The organism is Nocardioides sp. BP30 (assembly GCF_029873215.1).
Classification (GTDB): domain Bacteria; phylum Actinomycetota; class Actinomycetes; order Propionibacteriales; family Nocardioidaceae; genus Nocardioides.
Genome location: NZ_CP123620.1, coordinates 2,503,137 through 2,516,607 on the forward strand (window position 1 = coordinate 2,503,137; position 13,471 = coordinate 2,516,607).

Sequence of the window (13,471 nt, forward strand, 5' to 3'; positions counted from 1 at the left end):
GGCTCCATGCCCTCCAACGTCTCCTGCGACCCAGGCCGCCCAGCAGGCAGACGGACATCGAAGTCCAACGACAGCGACACCTGGCCCGGCGCGTAGTCGTTCTCATCGATCCGGTTCGCCAACGAGCAGACGTAACCCATCAAGCCCTTGCCGCGGCCGTCCGCATCCGAAGCCACGATCACCCGCTCCGGCATCTCGCCGAACTCCGGTCCCGAGCCGTGGTGGTGATCCAGGTCAGGCACCCACGCCGTCAACAGCATGAACGTGTCCGTGGCGACCAGGCGCACACCCGTCGTGTGCTCCTCGATCGCGATCGTCTTGAACAGCTGACCAGGGCCGTCCTTCTTCGTGCTCGCCGCCGCGTACACCGCCAGCCAGGCGTGAGCGAGAGTAGGTCCATCGAACTTCATCGGGCTGCCCCCTTGATCTCGATCGACTGCACCGCCAAGACACGACGCACCGACAGCTCCCACTTGCCGGACTGCAGACCAGCGAGCGCCGCGGCCATGCCCTCGTCGTCGGTGTCCCAGCCCCCGCCGAGGGCGTTCAGACTCGACCGAACGACGCCAGGGCCAACGCCGTTGTAGGTGCGCTGCCAGCCGGTCAGGTCGACGACCGTGTAGATCAGCTCGCTCTTCGGTCGGAACGGCGCTTGCATCGTGGCGAGGATGAACCGCTCGTCACGGACACGGACGGTCCACCAGCGCACGCCAGTACCACCGAGCGGGACGAAACGGATCCGGTCGCCGACCTTGATTCCGGCAGCGGCGGCGCGCACGACGGCGGCCGTGTCCGTGGTCTCAGTCATTGGTCGCCACGTCCCCTCGCGCAAGCCAGCCCTCGCGAGAGTCCCCGAGACGAGCATCCATCTGCTCTTCGGTCTCGGGCCACAGGTGCATGTCGTGCACCAGGCGCAGGTACACGCCGTGCCACCAGGACCGGATCCGCTCGTCGGGGTGCTTGTAACCGAGGATCTCGACCGCGTGCATCAGGTGCATCTGGAAGTGATGCGGGACCTCGTCGAGCGAACGCAGGTAGTCGGTCACCCGCTGGTCCATCGCAGCGCGCCACGGCATCCCCGGGAAGGACTCGATTGCCGGGCCAGTGAACGAGCCACCGCCCACCGCACCGGGATCCGAGAGCACGACGCCGTCGAGTGCCGACAGCAGGATGCACCGTCGATACCAGCGCAGCACGAACTTCGTCGGGTGGTACTTCGGCAGGCCGTCCGGACCGCGGACGGCCGTCAGCAGCACGGTCTGCTGCATCATCGGCAGCTCGGCGAGCCAATCCTGCAGCACGCTGCTCTTGGCTCGGGTGTCGATCGTCGTCATGCTGTCTGCTCCTTCGTGTTGGCCCATCTCTTGATGGCGTTCTGCTTGCTGGACCCGTACTCGGCAGCGATCTGCTCCCACGAGTAGGCAGGGCCGTCCGGGTCGTTCAGGGCGCGCGCGGCATCACCCAGCGCCACGCCGGTCAGGCGACTGATCTCCTTCAGCGCCGACATCGCCTCGAGGTCGCCGCCAGCCGCGCGACGAACCAGGCCACGCAGCTGGCGGCCCACGAACGCCGTGATGTCCGGGCACTCGTACGAGCGCTTCCGGCGCCTTCGTCGAGGCTTCGATGCGGCCAGCGGGCGGGGGACGATCAGGCGGCAACCCAGGGTTGCCGCGCTCAGGACGTGCATCCCGCCGGCGGACTGGCCGCTCACCGCACTAGTCCCAGAACGTGAGCGGCCTGCTCGATCTGGTCCCACAGCGTGCGGTCGCCGCTGTGCCGGTCGGGGTGGGCCGCGGCCTTCGCCGCCCGGTGGTAGCGGGCGAGCGCGATCGCGTCCGTCGAGCCGGGAAGCCCCGTCGTAGCGCCGGCGTCACGCTCCGTGCGGCCGTACTTCCAGAGCAGCGCGAGCGCTTCGTCTCGGGTCATGTGACTGGCGGGCATCGCCCGGCCGGCCGGGAGCGCCTTGAAGCCGGTGTACTGCTGACCGGTCTCGGTCGCGCCGTACCGGTCGACCGCGCGCAGCGCCTCCAGGGTCAGCGCGATCGCGCGGGCGTTCTCCTGCCAGCCAGGCCGATTGGTCCAGCTGTGCGCGTAGGAGTCTGCGCGGTAGAGCATCGGCCCGTGCTTGGCGCTCTCGAAGGCGACGACCACAGCAGGCGTCTCGGCCTTGGCATTCGCGCGGAGCTGACCGTCAAGGCGGATGTCCTGCTCGCGGACGTCTACCTCGATTACGACGTCGCGGCCCTTCAAGTGCTCGATCTCGCGGCCGAGCAGCGCGAGCGTCTGCGACCAGGTTGCGTCGAACCGTGCACGCTTCCGTGCAGACGCTGGGCGCAGCCACGTACGGTCGGAGAGCGGGCGCGTCGTGTACCTCATCGCTGCCCCCACAGCGTCGTCACGGCCACCGCGCCCGGCGTTGACTCCTCGCACGCCGTCAGCAGTTCGCCGCCCTCGTCGACGGTCACCCACTGGTGGGCGACGTCATCGGCCTCGACCGGGTCAGCGCCCGTCGGGTGGGCCTCCTCGTAGCGGTTGACCGCCGCGGCAAACGCCGCCCGGTCCTGGTGCCCGTCGCCCGTGATGTTGCCGTTCTCGTCCTCCACGAATGGGAAGGACTGCCCGGGCGGACGCTCACGCGGCGCCAGCGGATAGGTCATGACTTCGAGTCCTCTCGGGTCAAGTCGTTCTCGACGCGGATGTGCAGCAGCAGGAGTCGCCAGTCGGCGCCGGCGTAGGTCGCCGGGCAGTGAGAGCACGACCCGAACTCGGCCTCTGGATCCACCACGAGGCCCTTGTGGTTGCAGGTCGGGCAGGTGTTGTACGGCCGGTACGCGCCCGGGTCCCACCCGAGAAGCACCCGAGCTCGGTGCCACCAGCCCGACAGCAGGAACTCAATGCAGTGCCACGAGCAGCACCACTCCGTCTCGGGGTCCCAACTCCAGCGCAACGCGCGGCAGTGCTGGGCCTGCGGCATCAACGCGTGCAGTCGACGCAACTTCGCCTTCTCCAGCGACCCGCGAACCCGGCGCGTACCGACCCACCTCGCCGCCGGCAGCTGGCCGCCCAGGTACGTGATCCAGCCCGCCGCCATCCGATCGATCTCCGCGAGCAGATCGAACGGCCCCAACGGGAGAGCAGGCTGAGAGTGCGCGACACTTCCGGCGTGCGAGCCAGCGCCGCCGCTTGAGTCAGCACCGAACGTCAAGAGCTGATCGATCAGCGAGCCCACCCGGAACCCATGAGGAACCTGCCACGCTGTGCCCGACGGCGCATCGAACGTGAACACCTCCCGGTGCTCATAGGACTCGGTCAGCTCACGGACCATGTCGTGGACATCGAGTTCGGTGTTCAGCGTCGTCATGCCGCCACCGGCCAATGCCCGCCGTCGTCGTCGAGACGGACGGATGCGAGATCGGGGCCGCACCACAGGATCGAGACCGGGACCTCGCGCGGGTCGTCCCGCTGCGAGACCAGCCAGCCCTGGTCGTAGGCCTCGGCCCGGTTCGACTCGATCCGGCCGTGACAGCCCGACGTGCCCGACCCGCACAGCAGCAGCAAGTTCGCGGCGCCGTTGGTCTCCGGTCGAGACGTGCCACCCATGCCACGGGGCCGGCGGTGGTGGAACGAGTGATCGGCAACCCACCGGTCAGCCGACCGGAGCCCGACCCCGCACAGCTCACAAGAGCCGACCGCCCGGGCGATCACGATCTCGCGGGTCTGCTGCGTAGGGCCCGTGTCACGAGGCCGGCGAGCAGCCTTCACCACGGCACGGTTCCGGGCGGCCTTCCTGGTAGCCGCCAACGGCTTGCCCTGCCGCAGCGGCGTCTTCCGCACCAACGCGGCACGTCGAAGGCTCACTGGGCCACGACCCGATCCGCCGCAGCAACGACCTGCCCGAACGCCGACCACGCAGCGTCGAGCGTCATCCCCGCCTCACGCAGATGCCGCTCGGCCTCGTCGATCCCAGCCGCCCGGCGCAGCGCCTTGAGGGCCGACAGGGCGGTCGTGTACTCCGCGATCGCCCTCGTCACGTCGTCCGCCGCGGTAGCGGCCTGGCGCGGCGTCGGGAGCCCCTCGACGGGCCGGTTGGTGTCGGTGGTGCTCATCGGTTCTCCTCGAAGGTCGTGGTCACGGGCGGGTTCAGGCGTGCGGCATCCGGCCGTCGGTGGTGTCGTTGGCGGACGGTCACGACACGTCCACCCCGGTGGCGCGCTGCCGGTCCTGCTGCCACCACTGCGAGTGGCGCAGGCGGGCAGTCCCACAGGCGCGGCAGGGCTGATCCGTGCCCTCGGGGTGGCGGCTGCAGAACGGGGAAGGTGGCGCGTTGGAGGTGTCGGGATCGGTTCCGGATGACCTCACCCAGCCCGCGCCCTCGCGCTCCCTCTCGCCCTCTCCCGCTCTCGCTCTGCTCTCTCCCTCTACTACCCGGAGCCGCTCCGGAGACGTTCCGGAATCGCTCGCGAACGGGGGAGGTGGAGGCGGGATGTCCGAGACGCCCGGCCGGTCCACACGCGGCCAGTCGACGATCTCGAAGAACGTCTCCTCGCCCACCGCGTACAGCACCAGAAACCCGGCGTCGTCCAGCTGCAGCAGGTGCGCGTCGATCACGTCCTCCGTCACCGACTGCGTCAACGGGTAGACGTCCGCCATGATCAACCGCGGCTCCGCCGGACCGCGGCCCTGATCGTCCGCCGATGCCTGCAACCCGATCGAGGTGAACCTCACCGCCGGATCCAGCGCCACCCACTTCCGGCGGCGCCACAGCTCCGCCCTGATCGTGCGCTGCCTCGTCATACCCATTGCGCAGCCCCTCGCTGATCGCCCTCAACACAGCCGGCCACCCATCGGCAGCGACCAAGAAGCACTCCGTGAACCCACGACCGCCCGGCAACAGCCAGCGCGCATCGGCCTCGGAGGCGAACGCGCGGCCGAACCGCGCCCTGAACACCTCAAGCAGCGACCGCTCCACACACGCCGCGGTGTGGTCGAGCAGCATCAGCACCTCGCCACCCGCCGCGATCAGCGACCGCACCCGCGACATCCGCCACGCCCGACCGACCTTCACCACACCCAGGTCGGGCCACCGGATGACGTAGGTCATCGCCAACCGCGGGATCACGCCGACACCTCGCCGTCGAGGAGGTCGAACAGGCCGCCGTCTTCGCCCTGGCCACGCACCGCAGCCACGGGGTCGCGGCGACGGTCGATGCGCTGGCGGATCAACGGCAGGTAGTCGGCCTCCCGCTCGATCGCGATACACCGGAAGCCCTCAAGCAGGCACGCCTCGACCGTCGTGCCCGACCCCGCGAACGGCTCCAACACCGTGCCACCCGACGGTGTGACCAGCCGGGCCAGCCAACGCATCAGATCGATCGGCTTCACGGTCGGGTGCGCGACGCCATTCACCCTCACCCGCTCGGCGCTATCGGCCTTCGCTACATAGAAGAACCGCGACGCGCCGCCGAGGTCGTCGTACTCGGCACCGGTCGCCGTCACACCCCATCCGTCGCCAGCTGCGGCGCCGCGCGGACTACCGGCACGAGACCGGGATTCCCCGCTCTGCTGATCCAGCACGGAAGCCTGCGACTCGTCCAGCACGACGTTGGCCGGGAAGCGGCCCCCAGCATGTGGGACTGATCCAGCCCGGGACCGGTTGTCCGTCCCGTAGACGCTGTTCTCGCGGCTGCCCGCGTGCTGCACGCTGGCGTACTTCTCCGCGAGCTGTGAGTCGTGGGCCTCGATCCGGCAGCCGTCGATGTTCAGCGCGCCAGTTCCGTAGGCAAGCACGTTCGCGGCAACCGTGCCGGCGAGCGGCTTGCGGGCAACCACGATCGGCTCGAACGCCGGCTTGAGTGCCGTACCCCAGCCCACCCACGGGGTGGCCTCACTTACAGCGGCGGCATCCCCAGACGCCGCAGGCGCCGAAGCCGAGCCACTTGCCATCCCATCCGCCAGGAACCGGCTTCCGCCAGCTCCGTAGCCATGACCAGAATCGCCGTCCCATCGCTTTCCCTCCGTTGCCGTTGTTCGGTACTTGCCGTGATTCGGCGAGGTCGCGTCCATTCCGCCCTGCGGAACCCCGCGCGCGGCCTTGTCGATGGCCTTCGAGACGTCCAACGACTTCGGGAAGCCCGACCCGTACATCCACGCGATCGAGTCACGGATCTCGAACCCGGCGTCCTCGACCGCGGCAGCGAGGCGGTGCCAGGTCCGAGTGCCGCCGAAGGCCAACATGTGACCGCCGGGACGGAGTACTCGAAGGCACTCGACCGCCCAGAGCTGGCACCACTCGCCGAACGCGCGCATCTCCACGGCTCGGACATTGGGGAACTGCCCGCCGTCTTCGCACAGGCACACCGCGACCTTGGCAGTACCGTCACGTCGGCCGCGACGAGTGCCCTTGCAGCGCAGGCACTTCGGGTTGGTCGACCCGGTGAACGATGGCAGTCCGCGGGTCTGCGCGATCCCGCCGCCCTTGAAGCCGGCGTCTGCGTTCACGTCGGTCTCGCGCCACGGGGCGTCCCAGTCCCGGCCCATGAACTCGAGGCCGTAGGGCGGGTCCGTCACGACAGCGTCGACCGAATTGCTTGCGATCGCGGGCGGCGCGTAGCCCAGCCGGTAGTCGTAGCCGAGGGTGTCGGCGGTGAGCACGTCGAGGCTGTCGCCCTGAAGCAGCGTCACCAGCTTGTCCTGGTAGAACGGCGTCGTCACGATGCCGTCCTCAGGTGCTCGCTCGCGCCAGGCCGGTCAGGGTTCGCCCGCGCGACGAGGCGGGAGTACAGCTCGTTGAGACCGTGGCGCAGACACCACCGCTCCAACGCCTTTCGGCTCACCTTGAGCCGAGCACACGCATCGACGACCGTGCCCGCCTCGTCGTCGATCTCCTCGAGCACCTCAACCCGAGTCGGGGGCCTAGGGCGCCACTCGACCGCCGGCCGTGCCTTCGGGTCATCGAGCTGGTCGTCGTCCCACGCCAACGGCGGGGCGTAGCCCTTCGCGAGCGCCATCTTCCGCTGACGCTCGTGGACCTTGACCAGGTAGCGCTGCGTCTCCTCGGGGTCGACCGGGACCTGCATCGACAGCTCGTCGTACACCGCAGCCACCCGCGCAGCGGTGGAGCGGAACACCTGGCCGTACATGCCCGTCGTCATGTGGCCCACCCGCGAGGGGCTGACGCCGAGCAGCGGCGCGAGATCGATCGTCGTCCACCCCAGCGCAGCGAGCGCCTGCAAACGCCGGGCCGTGCCCAGCGATGAGACCATCAGCGGGGCGCCGCCCGCGAGGTAACGCCGCTTCGCGTACGACCTCGCCCGAGCAGCGTTCCTGGCCCGCTTCTGGGCCTTTGCCTTGTCCTCGGCTGCCTGCGCTGCGATATCCGCCGGCGTTGGCCATCCCTCGGGCTGCGTCGCGGCGAACAGCACCCACTTGCGGGCCGTCGTGCACTCGACGCCGGCGAGGCGGCCCATCTCGACGTACGACGCACCAGCAGCGCGAGCATCCAATGCCGCGCGCACGACAGCGAGACTCGTCCGGATCTTCATGAGCGGAACCCGATCCGCTTGACCTCGGCCAGCAGGTCAGCCGACGGCACCCACGGGCCGAGCTTCCCCGCTGCCGGCACCGGACGTACCAAAACCCGAGCGTTGGCGAACCGCCAATGCGCCCGAGCTGGCAACGCCCAGGGCGAGCACGAGCGGCGGCACTGCTCCACCGAGTGGATCTCCACCAGCTCGGCGACACCGATCACCGCACCCAGCGCCCACTGCGCGCCAGCACGCGGGACACCGACCGGCGGCTCGTAGCCCAGCAGCTGGCGCACGGTCGAGAGCGCCGTCGCCTCGATCGCAACCTGCTGACCTGAGTGGATCAGAAACGGTCCGCGGTACGGCGTCGCCGACGACCGGTTCTCCACGTCCTTCGCGTTCGAGTCGGCGAAGAACGCGCCAGCCCACGGCTGCCGGATCGTGAGCGCCCTCATCGCTCGTCACCGCCGTCGATGGTCACCGTCGAGACGTTGAGATGTGGGTCGTCCATGAACAGGTGCTGGAGCAGCGGGACGTTGGACCACAGGACCTCGGTGCGCTCGCCAGCGCCGTTGTTGGACTGGCCGGTGTAGGCGCGGATCTCGTGCCGGTGCCACCCGGTGTACAGCTCGTCATCGTAAAGCGGCGAGGCGTAGCCCGAGAGCATCACCATCGCCTTGCAGGACCTCAGCGCCTCGGCGAGCTCACGATGCTCGGGCTCGTGCTGCATCTCGACCTGATAGCCGGTCCGGCAGCGGGTGTCGCCGAGGTACGGCGGGTCGACGTACAGCAGCGTCTCCGGGTCACGGCCGTACCGGTCGATCAGCTCGAGCGCGGGCAAGCACTCCAGCGAGACGTTGCGCAGGCGGTCCGCCGCGGCGGCGAACCTGCCGACGTAGCCGGCAAGCGTGACCGGCATCCCGGACCCGCGACCGCGGGTGATCTCGTGGTAGCGCCACCCGGTCGGACGAAGCTGACCGCCACGCCCCTGGGAGAGCTTCACCCACACCCGCCAGGCGCGCGTGAGGTCGTCATCGGTGTCGATCGGCCACGAGGCCTCGTACTCCGCCCGGCTGTGCGGGGTGAGCGCCGCCAGCCGCTCGAGATCCTCAAGACGGTCGCGCAGCACTCGCCAGAACGTCATCACGTCACCGTCCAGGTCGTTGACGCACTCGAAAGCCGCTGCCGGCTTGGCGCGCAAGACGGCGAGGCTGCCGGCGAAGGGCTCGATGTAGCCGCGGTGCGCCGGCATCAGCGACACGATCTCGTCAGCGATCGAGTTCTTCGAGCCGTAGTAGGCGAACACCGTGCTCACGCCGACACCGCCCGTGGCTGCCAGTCCTCGTGGTGCTCGAAGGACACGCACTGGATCAACAGGCGTCGGGTCGCGGTGTCCGACTCGGCGTACCACTCGCGCTGGCCGGGCTGGCTGTACCGGCGCTCGGTCGGCTTGGCCTTGAACGCGTCGCAGACCCGCTCGAAGTCGGTTCGGTACCGGATCCACGTCGTCATGGACGGGCGGCGGTCGGTCGGGCGCTGCCCGTCGATGTGCAGGTGCAGCGGGTCGATGCCGAGGTCGGCGAGCGTGTCGACGACCGCCTTGATCTCAGCGATCGGCGTCAGCACGATCAGGTCAGAAGGCATGGACTCTCCTCAGGCGGCGCGCTGGTCGGCGCGCTCAGTCAGGTGGGGATGGGTGGCTCGCCAGGCCGGCGAGAGGTGGATCAGGGCGTCCCGGAACAGCGGGCGCGGATGCTGCTCGGCGTACTCCGCGATCTCGGTCGCGTAGCCCTTGGTCTCGGCCTCGCACGCCAGCTCCCACGTGTGGGCCAGCAGGTGCCAGTGCTCCCAGCAGAACCGCACCCACGGGTTGCAGCGAGACAGCGAGGCCATCGACTCAGGGCTTCGTATGGGTCAGGCCCCGCACTGCAGCGGGATCAGAGGGACGACGTTCGAGGGCAGGGCGTCGATCGCGGCGTCGACACGGCGCAGACCGGCGTTGAGGCGGGCAAGGATCGCGGCCTGCTCGATGGCCTCGACCTCCGACACCAGCCGCAGGCGGTTCTCCGCGCCACGGGCCTTCAGGTCCGCGGCCAGCTGGATGCCGGCGGCGAGCTGCTCGGCGGTGTCCGGGTCGACGACCAGCAACACCAGCGGGCCAGCGGTCGACACCGCGACGTCGGCCGGGACCTGGTCGTCGGTCGGGGTGGAGTAGAAGTCGTTCATCAGGACTCCTTCGAGAAGGTGGACGTCGGGCGGTCGAGGACCACACCGATCACGACAAGAAGGGCGATCAGGGCGAGCGGCAACCAGAGGCCGGCGACGAGCACGTGCCACATGACGGCGAGCAGGGCGAACACGGCGTCCTCCCGGGTCACTCGTTGGCGACCTGCGCGAGGAGCTCGCGCTGGGACGGCATCAGGTACTGGCCGCGGTTCGCGCGGTCGTTGGCACGGGCGATCCGGTCCGCTCGGGCACGGGCGGCCTGGACACGAGCCCGCTCGTCGGCCTCGAGCTCACGGCGGGCGGCCCGGTCGGCGCGCTCCTCCGGCGACAGCTCCGCGTTCCGGAGCCGATTGCGGCGCTTCAACAGCACCTCGTCGACCCGCTTGCGGACCCGCTGCTCCTCGGTGCGGGCCACCAGCGGCACAGGGCCCAGCACCAGACCAGACAGGGTGCCGACCTGGTAGGTCTCATCTACCGTGCGACACCAGCGGGCCGCGGTCTCGAAGTCGGCCGGCGTCAGGTGCGCGAACGCGGCAGCCATGTCATCGAACGCCACCAACACCCGGCCGGCGTACGGCGACGACGGAGCCAGCGCCTGGACCAGCGGCGCGCACCGCCGACACAACCGCAGCTGCGGACCCAGACCGTCGAGCCCCTCGACCACCACCGACAGACGCCGCGTCCGTGCACCACACAGCACGGCGAACCCGGACCGGACGAACGAGCCCGTCTCAGTGACCGGCCCCAGATAGAGGTGAGCCACCGGCCGACGAGGACGCATCACCAGCACCGCACCCAGACGGATCGCCGACACCAGACGCAGCGCCAGCGAGTACCGGGCCGTCATGCCGCCACCACCGACGGATGCCGGGCGACGTCGTCGGCGGACGGCGCGGTGAGGAGCTCCTCGACGCCACCGTCGAGGTCGTCGTACTCCTCGTAGCACCACGTCGTGTGGTCCGAACACGCCAACGCGTGCTCGCCGTACTCCTCGTCCGTCGCACCCGGCATCAACCAAGCCATGTAGCCGCACGAGCACCAGAAGCAGGACTCCGCACGCAGCGGGAACCGGTTCAGCCGGAACGCCCAGCGGATGTCCAGCTCGACGACCGCCTCAGCGCGAGCAACAGCCTTCGCCCGGCGGCGCGCCGCGCCGGAACGCGGCATCGTGTGTGTCTTCGTGACCATCTGACAGCCCCTTTCGGGCAGGACGAGATAGACGACCCCGTGACATCAGGGCGCCTGAGATGGATGGGGGAGAGGCCTGGGGTCAGATAGCCCGGAGCTGTGTCGGCGGAGCCGGGGCCAGATCCGGGTGCTCCTCAGCGCCCAAGCTCGACCGGATCCAGGCCTCGACGTCGGAGGCGTAGTAGACGACGCGACGACCGAGCTTTCCTGACCTCGGGCCCTCGCCCTTGTCACGCTTCCGCCACCAGCGGAGCGTCTCGACAGGAACCCCCGTCTTCTCGGAGACCTCCTCGATGCGGAGGAGCTGGCCGGCCATCACGCCGACACCGGCTCTGTGACGTCCCGGTCGCGCGGGATGAGCAGGTCTAGGACGGAGATACCCAGCCACTCTGCGATCAGGGGGAGCTCGTCGAGGTCGAGGCCTGCCCCGCCACTGAGGCGACGGGAAGCCGACTGCTGGCTGCACTGCAGCACTGCGGCTAGCTCCACACCGGTGCGCTTCTGGCGAGCCATCTCGGCTCGCAGCTCCGCGGCTACGGTCTGCCGAAGCGAAGTGGTTCGTGTACCCATGTCGGTACAGTAGACACGATGCGGGTACGTAAACAACACGAACGGACAAATACTCGAATTTCGAGTACGTTGGAGTCATGGAGTACTTCCCTCACGGCACGCAGACCGCCCTCGCGCGTGCTGTCGCAGCCGAAGTTCGCGCACTGATGGCCGTCGAACGCATTTCCGTGCGCGAACTCGCCCTCTCGGCCGGCTTCCGCTCTCACAACTACTTGGCGATTCGCCTCCGGGACGAGAAGCCGCTGACCCTCGACGACGTCGAGATGATCTGCGCGGCACTCGGCGAGGAGCCCACCGACCTTCTGCAGCGCGCAGTCGACCAGCATCACGCACGCTTCATCGAGGACGCCAACCGCCAGGCTGAAGCCAACGCTGTTGAGCGTCGGCGCCGAGAGGCCGACGAGGCGGAACTGTCAGGGGAGGCGCCTAGCCTCCGTGCCGTTGCCAACAAGGGCAAGCTCGAAGACCCCGGAGAGAACTCGATCTGATGCGCAACAGCTACAGCCCTTGGGCAGAGCTGTCGGAGCGGCCCGAGATCGAGCTGAAGTGGAAGCCACTCGCCGGCTCGCTCCTCGGCCAGTACGTTCACGACCTGCGGCGCATTCACCTCGACCCATGCATGTCTCGCCGTCAGGCTCGAAGCGTGCTGTGCCATGAGCTCCGACATGCCGACACGGCCGACGAGCAGACCGAGTGTGCGACGACGACCCTGCGGCAGGAGATTCGAGCCAATCGCATAGCGGCGAAGCTTCTAGTTGACATCGAGGATCTTGGCGACGCGATGGTCCTGCACAACAACCACCTGTCGGCCATGGCCGTGGAACTGCGTGTGTCGGACGCGATTCTCGCTGTGCGGCGCGACTACCTGACGAGAACCGAGCAGCAGTATCTCCGCCGACGCATGCGCGAGGTGGCGTGATGGCCAGCATCCGGAAGCGCACGATCCGCTGGAAGACGAAGGACGGCGATGAGCGGACGGCCGAGCGTTGGCATGCGCGCTACGCCGACCGCTCCGGCAAGGAGTACGCCCGCGACTTCAAGCTGAAGCGTGACGCGCAGAACTGGATTGACGAGCAGACCGCGGGGCTCGTCTCAGGGCAGTGGGTGAGCCCGGCCGCAACCCGGCAGACACTGCGTGCGTACGTCGAGGATTGGATCTCTCGACAGGTGGTTCGTCCCAGCAGTGAGGAGCTGTACCGCCACCACCTCGACAAGCACATCCTGCCCGAGCTCGGCCCCGTACGGCTCGAGGAACTGACGCGCCCGATGGTGCAGGCGCTAGTCAAGAAGTGGTCGCAGACGGCCGCCGCCTCGACGACGCATAGCCGGTACCACACCCTCGCGATCGTCCTGCGCGCTGCGGTTTCCGACCGGGTCCTGGTGCGTACGCCTGCCGAGAAGATCTCGCTCCCAGCCCTCGACCCGAAGCACATGCTGACGCCGATCTCGACCGAGACGGTGCTGGCGCTCGCCGAGTCGATCACGCCGCGCTATCGCGCGCTGGTGCTGGTGGCGGCCGGCACAGGCATGCGTCGCGGCGAACTGCTCGGTCTGACGCGGGATCGCGTGGCTGACCCATTCGGCACGATCCTGATCGACCGTCAGCAGGCGAGGTCCTCGACATCGGACCGCATCGTGTTCGGGCCGCCGAAGACAGCGAGCTCGAATCGCACTATCCATGTGGCGCCCATCGTCGTTCAGGCCATCAAGGACCACGAGGAGGCATACGGCCTCGGGCCAGCCGGGTTGGTGTTCTCGAACTCTCTCGGCCTCGTGCTCACGGCCAGCACGCTTCAATCAGCCTGGGCGCACGCCGCTAAGAATGTCGGCACCGATGCCACCCCGCACGACCTGCGCCACTACTTCGCCTCGGTGCAGCTGGCAGGTGGAATCTCGATCAAGGAGCTGCAGGCGCAGCTCGGGCACAAGAACGCCTCCGAGACGCTCGATACGTACGGTCACCT

Annotated in this window: 22 protein-coding genes and 1 pseudogene; 3 read left to right on the plus strand and 20 right to left on the minus strand. The window is 68.9% G+C overall.

Features of this window, described 5'->3' with window-relative positions; genetic code table 11:
- Positions 1-406: 406 nt before the first annotated feature.
- From P5P86_RS11840 to P5P86_RS11935, 20 genes are all read right to left on the minus strand, one after another.
- The gene (locus P5P86_RS11840) at positions 407-808 is read right to left on the minus strand and encodes a hypothetical protein (RefSeq protein WP_280607638.1); all 402 of its coding nucleotides are present in this window, start codon (positions 806-808) and stop codon (positions 407-409) included.
- Entirely contained in the window at positions 801-1,334 is a 534-nt protein-coding gene (locus tag P5P86_RS11845) for a hypothetical protein (RefSeq protein ID WP_280607639.1), read from the minus strand. The genes P5P86_RS11840 and P5P86_RS11845 overlap by 8 nt, the downstream gene beginning before the upstream one ends.
- Positions 1,331-1,711: a hypothetical protein gene (locus P5P86_RS11850; protein ID WP_280607640.1), complete on the minus strand. Its 381-nt coding sequence runs from the start codon at positions 1,709-1,711 to the stop codon at positions 1,331-1,333. The genes P5P86_RS11845 and P5P86_RS11850 overlap by 4 nt, the downstream gene beginning before the upstream one ends.
- Positions 1,708-2,376 carry a hypothetical protein gene (locus P5P86_RS11855; protein WP_280607641.1) on the minus strand — a complete coding sequence of 223 codons (669 nt, stop codon included), beginning with the start codon at positions 2,374-2,376 and terminating at the stop codon, positions 1,708-1,710. Before P5P86_RS11855 ends, P5P86_RS11850 begins: the two co-directional genes overlap by 4 nt.
- Positions 2,373-2,657, minus strand: a complete 285-nt coding sequence (locus P5P86_RS11860) for a hypothetical protein (RefSeq protein WP_280607642.1) — start codon at positions 2,655-2,657, stop codon at positions 2,373-2,375. The genes P5P86_RS11855 and P5P86_RS11860 overlap by 4 nt, the downstream gene beginning before the upstream one ends.
- On the minus strand, positions 2,654-3,361 hold the full coding sequence (locus P5P86_RS11865) for a hypothetical protein (RefSeq protein ID WP_280607643.1): 708 nt from the start codon (positions 3,359-3,361) through the stop codon (positions 2,654-2,656). The genes P5P86_RS11860 and P5P86_RS11865 overlap by 4 nt, the downstream gene beginning before the upstream one ends.
- Positions 3,358-3,600 carry a hypothetical protein gene (locus P5P86_RS11870; protein ID WP_280607644.1) on the minus strand — a complete coding sequence of 81 codons (243 nt, stop codon included), beginning with the start codon at positions 3,598-3,600 and terminating at the stop codon, positions 3,358-3,360. The genes P5P86_RS11865 and P5P86_RS11870 overlap by 4 nt, the downstream gene beginning before the upstream one ends.
- A gap of 254 nt (positions 3,601-3,854) precedes the next feature.
- Positions 3,855-4,106, minus strand: a complete 252-nt coding sequence (locus P5P86_RS11875; protein WP_280607645.1) for a hypothetical protein — start codon at positions 4,104-4,106, stop codon at positions 3,855-3,857.
- 79 nt (positions 4,107-4,185) lie between these two features.
- Complete coding sequence (locus tag P5P86_RS11880; RefSeq protein WP_280607646.1) at positions 4,186-4,725, minus strand: hypothetical protein; 540 nt, start codon at positions 4,723-4,725, stop codon at positions 4,186-4,188.
- Positions 4,726-5,115: 390 nt separating this feature from the next.
- Positions 5,116-6,711 carry a DNA methyltransferase gene (locus tag P5P86_RS11885; RefSeq protein WP_280607647.1) on the minus strand — a complete coding sequence of 532 codons (1,596 nt, stop codon included), beginning with the start codon at positions 6,709-6,711 and terminating at the stop codon, positions 5,116-5,118.
- Positions 6,708-7,541 carry a hypothetical protein gene (locus P5P86_RS11890; protein WP_280607648.1) on the minus strand — a complete coding sequence of 278 codons (834 nt, stop codon included), beginning with the start codon at positions 7,539-7,541 and terminating at the stop codon, positions 6,708-6,710. Before P5P86_RS11890 ends, P5P86_RS11885 begins: the two co-directional genes overlap by 4 nt.
- Positions 7,538-7,978, minus strand: coding sequence for an ASCH domain-containing protein (locus P5P86_RS11895; protein WP_280607649.1), 441 nt, complete (start codon positions 7,976-7,978; stop codon positions 7,538-7,540). The genes P5P86_RS11890 and P5P86_RS11895 overlap by 4 nt, the downstream gene beginning before the upstream one ends.
- On the minus strand, positions 7,975-8,838 hold the full coding sequence (locus tag P5P86_RS11900) for a DNA adenine methylase (RefSeq protein WP_280607650.1): 864 nt from the start codon (positions 8,836-8,838) through the stop codon (positions 7,975-7,977). Before P5P86_RS11900 ends, P5P86_RS11895 begins: the two co-directional genes overlap by 4 nt.
- Positions 8,835-9,167, minus strand: coding sequence for a hypothetical protein (locus tag P5P86_RS11905; RefSeq protein ID WP_280607651.1), 333 nt, complete (start codon positions 9,165-9,167; stop codon positions 8,835-8,837). The genes P5P86_RS11900 and P5P86_RS11905 overlap by 4 nt, the downstream gene beginning before the upstream one ends.
- A gap of 9 nt (positions 9,168-9,176) precedes the next feature.
- Positions 9,177-9,416: a hypothetical protein gene (locus P5P86_RS11910; RefSeq protein WP_280607652.1), complete on the minus strand. Its 240-nt coding sequence runs from the start codon at positions 9,414-9,416 to the stop codon at positions 9,177-9,179.
- A gap of 21 nt (positions 9,417-9,437) precedes the next feature.
- Positions 9,438-9,749, minus strand: a complete 312-nt coding sequence (locus P5P86_RS11915; protein WP_280607653.1) for a hypothetical protein — start codon at positions 9,747-9,749, stop codon at positions 9,438-9,440.
- Entirely contained in the window at positions 9,749-9,901 is a 153-nt protein-coding gene (locus tag P5P86_RS11920) for a hypothetical protein (RefSeq protein ID WP_280607654.1), read from the minus strand. Before P5P86_RS11920 ends, P5P86_RS11915 begins: the two co-directional genes overlap by 1 nt.
- Positions 9,898-10,596: a hypothetical protein gene (locus P5P86_RS11925; RefSeq protein ID WP_280607655.1), complete on the minus strand. Its 699-nt coding sequence runs from the start codon at positions 10,594-10,596 to the stop codon at positions 9,898-9,900. Before P5P86_RS11925 ends, P5P86_RS11920 begins: the two co-directional genes overlap by 4 nt.
- Positions 10,593-10,937 (minus strand): hypothetical protein, encoded by a 345-nt coding sequence (locus P5P86_RS11930; protein WP_280607656.1) that lies wholly within the window; start codon positions 10,935-10,937, stop codon positions 10,593-10,595. Before P5P86_RS11930 ends, P5P86_RS11925 begins: the two co-directional genes overlap by 4 nt.
- Positions 10,938-11,019: 82 nt before the next feature.
- Positions 11,020-11,253, minus strand: a complete 234-nt coding sequence (locus tag P5P86_RS11935; RefSeq protein WP_280607657.1) for a helix-turn-helix transcriptional regulator — start codon at positions 11,251-11,253, stop codon at positions 11,020-11,022.
- A gap of 331 nt (positions 11,254-11,584) precedes the next feature.
- Here P5P86_RS11935 and P5P86_RS11940 point away from each other — a divergent pair, with 331 nt between their 5' ends.
- From P5P86_RS11940 to P5P86_RS20105, 3 genes and pseudogenes are all read left to right on the plus strand, one after another.
- Positions 11,585-11,995 carry a helix-turn-helix domain-containing protein gene (locus P5P86_RS11940; protein WP_280607658.1) on the plus strand — a complete coding sequence of 137 codons (411 nt, stop codon included), beginning with the start codon at positions 11,585-11,587 and terminating at the stop codon, positions 11,993-11,995.
- Positions 11,995-12,426 (plus strand): ImmA/IrrE family metallo-endopeptidase, encoded by a 432-nt coding sequence (locus tag P5P86_RS11945; protein WP_280607659.1) that lies wholly within the window; start codon positions 11,995-11,997, stop codon positions 12,424-12,426. The genes P5P86_RS11940 and P5P86_RS11945 overlap by 1 nt, the downstream gene beginning before the upstream one ends.
- A pseudogene (locus P5P86_RS20105) lies at positions 12,426-13,418 on the plus strand (tyrosine-type recombinase/integrase); the annotation flags it as partial. The gene P5P86_RS11945 and the pseudogene P5P86_RS20105, both read left to right, overlap by 1 nt.
- Between the last annotated feature and the right edge of the window lie 53 nt (positions 13,419-13,471).

Bases quoted from the DNA above. Each gene is read 5' to 3' on its own strand.
- P5P86_RS11915 (WP_280607653.1), bottom strand. From the start codon at position 9,749: ATGAACGACTTCTACTCCACCCCGACCGACGACCAGGTCCCGGCCGAC.
- P5P86_RS11855 (WP_280607641.1), bottom strand. From the start codon at position 2,376: ATGAGGTACACGACGCGCCCGCTCTCCGACCGTACGTGGCTGCGCCCA.
- P5P86_RS11860 (WP_280607642.1), bottom strand. From the start codon at position 2,657: ATGACCTATCCGCTGGCGCCGCGTGAGCGTCCGCCCGGGCAGTCCTTC.
- P5P86_RS11865 (WP_280607643.1), bottom strand. From the start codon at position 3,361: ATGACGACGCTGAACACCGAACTCGATGTCCACGACATGGTCCGTGAG.
- P5P86_RS11945 (WP_280607659.1), top strand. From the start codon at position 11,995: ATGCGCAACAGCTACAGCCCTTGGGCAGAGCTGTCGGAGCGGCCCGAG.
- P5P86_RS11935 (WP_280607657.1), bottom strand. From the start codon at position 11,253: ATGGCCGGCCAGCTCCTCCGCATCGAGGAGGTCTCCGAGAAGACGGGG.
- P5P86_RS11910 (WP_280607652.1), bottom strand. From the start codon at position 9,416: ATGGCCTCGCTGTCTCGCTGCAACCCGTGGGTGCGGTTCTGCTGGGAG.
- P5P86_RS11870 (WP_280607644.1), bottom strand. From the start codon at position 3,600: ATGGGTGGCACGTCTCGACCGGAGACCAACGGCGCCGCGAACTTGCTG.
- P5P86_RS11895 (WP_280607649.1), bottom strand. From the start codon at position 7,978: ATGAGGGCGCTCACGATCCGGCAGCCGTGGGCTGGCGCGTTCTTCGCC.
- P5P86_RS11925 (WP_280607655.1), bottom strand. From the start codon at position 10,596: ATGACGGCCCGGTACTCGCTGGCGCTGCGTCTGGTGTCGGCGATCCGT.
- P5P86_RS11840 (WP_280607638.1), bottom strand. From the start codon at position 808: ATGACTGAGACCACGGACACGGCCGCCGTCGTGCGCGCCGCCGCTGCC.
- P5P86_RS11890 (WP_280607648.1), bottom strand. From the start codon at position 7,541: ATGAAGATCCGGACGAGTCTCGCTGTCGTGCGCGCGGCATTGGATGCT.
- P5P86_RS11940 (WP_280607658.1), top strand. From the start codon at position 11,585: ATGGAGTACTTCCCTCACGGCACGCAGACCGCCCTCGCGCGTGCTGTC.
- P5P86_RS11875 (WP_280607645.1), bottom strand. From the start codon at position 4,106: ATGAGCACCACCGACACCAACCGGCCCGTCGAGGGGCTCCCGACGCCG.
- P5P86_RS11905 (WP_280607651.1), bottom strand. From the start codon at position 9,167: ATGCCTTCTGACCTGATCGTGCTGACGCCGATCGCTGAGATCAAGGCG.
- P5P86_RS11930 (WP_280607656.1), bottom strand. From the start codon at position 10,937: ATGGTCACGAAGACACACACGATGCCGCGTTCCGGCGCGGCGCGCCGC.
- P5P86_RS11845 (WP_280607639.1), bottom strand. From the start codon at position 1,334: ATGACGACGATCGACACCCGAGCCAAGAGCAGCGTGCTGCAGGATTGG.